At 62.4% G+C, this 2830-nt stretch carries 1 protein-coding gene; it reads left to right on the plus strand.

Annotation, left to right across the window (positions count from 1 at the left end; genetic code table 11):
• The first annotated feature begins 292 nt into the window (after positions 1 to 292).
• Positions 293 to 2305 carry an acetyl-CoA carboxylase biotin carboxylase subunit gene (locus NKJ72_RS30800; protein WP_352480782.1) on the plus strand — a complete coding sequence of 671 codons (2013 nt, stop codon included), beginning with the start codon at positions 293 to 295 and terminating at the stop codon, positions 2303 to 2305.
• Positions 2306 to 2830 lie beyond the last annotated feature (525 nt).

Consider the following 2830-nt stretch of genomic DNA (forward strand, 5'->3'; position numbering starts at 1 on the left):
CGCGAGGACCCTCGAGGTCGACCTCCATGATCTCCAGCGGCTTTCCGGCGGCGACGGCAACAGCGGCGCGCGTTTTCATCAGGCAATCCTCCCAAGACAGTCTGCAATCCAAGTTAGATTTAACTTACCATTCAGCTTCGCGCTATGCACGAAGCGACGTTCCGACCCCGGATTTTCGTCAGCGCCCGCCGATCTGCATGCGGGATAGGCTCCGACTTTGCCTTGACCGCCCTTCTGAAGCCCATAAAAACGGGAAGCCCGTAAAAAAGGGCAGCCGAGGGACGAGGCCTGCATGTTCACAAAGATCCTGGTCGCCAACCGTGGCGAGATCGCCTGCCGCGTGATCAAGACGGCGCGCAAGATGGGCATCGTCACCGTCGCGGTCTATTCCGATGCCGACCGCGACGCCGTGCATGTCGAAATGGCCGACGAGGCGGTGCATATCGGGCCTTCGCCGGCCGCGCAAAGTTATCTGGTCGCGGAAAAGATCATCGCCGCCTGCAAGGCCACAGGAGCAGAGGCCGTGCATCCCGGCTACGGTTTCCTGTCCGAGCGGGCATCCTTCTGCGAAGCGTTGGAGCAGGAAGGCGTCGTCTTTATTGGCCCGAAGCCCAAGGCCATCAAGGCGATGGGCGACAAGATCGAATCGAAGAAGTTCGCCAATACGGCCAAGGTGTCGACGGTGCCCGGCTGGCTCGGCGTCGTCGAGAACGCCGCCCATGCCGAAAGAATAGCCGGCGAAATCGGCTATCCCGTGATGATCAAGGCTTCGGCCGGCGGCGGTGGCAAGGGCATGCGCATCGCCTGGAGCAAGGCAGAGGTGCGCGACGGCTTCGACCGGGCGCGGTCGGAGGCCAAAAGCTCGTTCGGCGATGACCGCGTCTTCATCGAAAAGTTCATCGTCGATCCGCGCCATATCGAAATCCAGGTGCTCGCCGACGCGCATGGCAACACGCTCTATCTCGGCGAGCGCGAATGCTCGATCCAGCGCCGCAACCAGAAGGTCGTGGAGGAGGCGCCGTCGCCGTTCCTCGACGCCAAGACCCGCAAAGCCATGGGCGAGCAGTCGGTGGCGCTGGCCAAGGCCGTCGACTACCAGAGCGCCGGCACGGTCGAGTTCATCGTCGACAGCGACAAGAACTTCTATTTCCTGGAAATGAACACGCGGCTGCAGGTCGAGCATCCGGTGACGGAGCTCATCACCGGCATCGACCTGGTCGAGCAGATGATCCGCGTGGCGGCCGGCGAAAAGCTCGCCATCAAGCAGAGCGACGTCAAGCTGAACGGCTGGGCGGTGGAAAGCCGCCTCTATGCCGAAGATCCGTATCGCAACTTTCTGCCGTCGATCGGCAGGCTGACAAAGTATCGGCCGCCGGAGGAAGGAAAGTTCGGCGACATCGTTATCCGCAACGATACCGGCGTCACCGAAGGCTCGGAAATCTCGATGTTCTATGACCCGATGGTCGCCAAGCTGTGCACCTGGGCGCCGACACGGCTGGCGGCGATAGACGCGATGTCGGAAGCGCTGGACAGTTTCGTCGTCGACGGCATCGAGCACAACATACCGTTCCTGGCGGCGCTGATGCAGCATCCGCGCTGGCGGGAAGGTCAGATATCGACCGGGTTCATCGCCGAGGAGTATCCCGACGGCTTCGCGCCGATTGTGCCAGACGCCGAGGAGAAAGCGGTGCTGGCCGCGATCGCAACCGCGGTGGAACTGCTGCGCCGCGACCGGCTCGACCGGCTGGGCGGGCGGCTGGCGCCGCATTCCGGCGCGTTGAAACGCGATTGGGTGGTGAAGATCGGCCGGGATTATCTTTCGGTTGCCATCGTCGAAGGGATGATTTCCATTCCGATGGAGCTTGATCTCACAATCGACGGCGGCAAGGCACTGACTGTGGCATCCGACTGGCGGCCGGGCGATCTCATCTGGCGCGGCACGGTCGGCGGCCGCAAGGTCGCGGCGCAGGTCAGGCCGGTGCTGAACGGGTTCCGCATCGCCTGGAAAGGCATCTCGGTGACAGCCCGCGCCATGCTGCCGCGCACTGCCGAGCTCGAAAGGCTGATGCCAGAAAAAGTGGCGCCGGATACCTCGAAGATGCTGCTTTGCCCGATGCCCGGCCTCGTCGTGTCGATCGCCGTTGCCGAGGGGCAGGAGGTCAAGGCCGGCGAGACGCTTGCCGTGGTCGAAGCGATGAAGATGGAGAACGTGCTGCGCGCCGAGCGCGACCTCATCGTCTCGAAGCTCAACGCCAAGCCCGGCGACAGCCTTGCCGTCGATGCGGTGATCATGGAATTCGCGTGAGGCTGTAATCTGCCTGAGGTTGGTGGGACAAAGGGGAGCGAAGGAACGCGATCCTGCAATTGGTTGAGCACGCTCGCTTGAGGAGGGACAAGGCGACGGGCGTGCGGAATTCGCGTTTTTGCCGATGCAACGTATTTTGTTCTTGCTTTGTGCCGGCAGCTATGCTACTAATTTGGGTATGGTGCTAAATGGCTCCAACGACCCGCCCGCTGTGGCGGGTTTTGTGTTTCCGGCCTGAGGTTGGCGGGACGGCGCCCCTCTCTGTCCTGCCGGACATCTCCCCACGGGGGGCCTGTTGCGTAATTCGCTGATTGTGATTCTCTTAGACGAAGGTCGGAGGGAATCGCGATGGCAGTGAAGCAGATGGGCCAGTTGAGCTTGGCGGAGGCTTTTCTGGGCGGCAAGTTGGCTGGCGGTTCTTCACCGCTTGATCGATTGTTGGGTCTGGTGAAGTGGTATCGCTTCGAGAAGCTGCTCAACCCGCTGCGCGATGGCGGACCCGGACGGGCAGCTTGGCCACCGCTG

The organism is Mesorhizobium sp. M0045, from assembly GCF_040323385.1.
Taxonomy (GTDB): Bacteria; Pseudomonadota; Alphaproteobacteria; order Rhizobiales; family Rhizobiaceae; genus Mesorhizobium.

What these genes read in the sequence shown, in the direction of transcription:
- NKJ72_RS30800 (WP_352480782.1), top strand. Translation starts at nt 293, where the DNA reads ATGTTCACAAAGATCCTGGTCGCCAACCGTGGCGAGATCGCCTGCCGC.